General features: G+C 66.0%; 1 protein-coding gene and 1 pseudogene. One reads left to right on the forward strand and one right to left on the reverse strand.

The window, feature by feature from the left end; genetic code table 11:
- A pseudogene (locus tag B2V90_RS19240) lies at positions 1-218 on the forward strand (ribonuclease T); the annotation flags it as partial.
- Here B2V90_RS19240 and B2V90_RS19245 read toward each other — a convergent pair.
- The coding region (locus B2V90_RS19245) for a DUF4112 domain-containing protein (protein WP_293922848.1) at positions 219-541 on the reverse strand (323 nt) is incomplete at its 5' end.

A 541-nucleotide genomic window follows, 5' to 3' on the forward strand; every position in this document is an offset into this window, starting at 1 on the left:
TCTGCATGGACCGGGCGATGGAATATACGCGCTGTCCGGCGCATCAGGGCGGGGCGCCGGGACCCAGCTATTTGCGGATCGAGCCGGGGCCAAGCATCCCTGTCGCCCGGCCAGCGCGGCGCGGCGCATCCGGCTTGGCCCCCGCCCGCAAGCCCGGCCTTATCCTCGACCTCGACCCCAAGGTGCAGCCGCTCGCCAAGGATGGCAAAAAGGACTGATTACTGGTCGATCACCGCCGTCGCGGGATGATGGCGGTCCAGATGCTTGCGGATGATGCGCAGATTCTTGGTGTTGGACTTGTAGAGAAAGTCGAAGATATCGCCGGCGAACGGGATTGCGCCGACCAGCGTGTCGATCCCGACATTGGCGGCCATGCGGGTCAGATGCCATTTCGACATGCCCAGATTGCGCGCTTCCCACACGATCCACGCCCCCATCGCGGCGGTGGCGATGTCACCCACCACGGGCACCAGGCCGACCAAACTGTCCAGCCCGACGCGGCGGGTGGTGCCGGGGATCACGAACAGCCCCTCCAGCATCG

Source organism: Sphingobium sp. UBA5915, from assembly GCF_002431195.1.
Classification (GTDB): Bacteria; Pseudomonadota; Alphaproteobacteria; order Sphingomonadales; family Sphingomonadaceae; genus Sphingobium; species Sphingobium soli.